This window comes from Curtobacterium sp. MCBA15_008, from assembly GCF_001865065.1.
Classification (GTDB): domain Bacteria; phylum Actinomycetota; class Actinomycetes; order Actinomycetales; family Microbacteriaceae; genus Curtobacterium.
The window spans coordinates 1-218 of the sequence record NZ_MJGN01000055.1 but is presented as its reverse complement, the minus strand read 5'-3'; the positions used below and the strand labels follow the sequence as shown (position 1 = coordinate 218).

Below are 218 nucleotides of genomic sequence, written 5' to 3'. Positions count from 1 at the left end.
CCGACATCGAGGTGCCAAACACCGCCGTCGATGTGAACTCTTGGGCGGTATCAGCCTGTTATCCCCGGAGTACCTTTTATCCGTTGAGCGATGGCCCTTCCATTCAGAACCACCGGATCACTATGTCCTGCTTTCGCACCTGCTCGAATTGTCATTCTCGCAGTCAAGCGGGCTTATGCCATTGCACTAACCTCACGATGTCCAACCGTGATTAGCCC

The 218-nt window shown here is 54.1% G+C and carries 1 rRNA gene; it reads right to left on the bottom strand.

Annotated features, from left to right (window positions below):
• Window positions 1-218, bottom strand: a 23S ribosomal RNA gene (locus tag BIU96_RS16300); the annotation flags it as partial.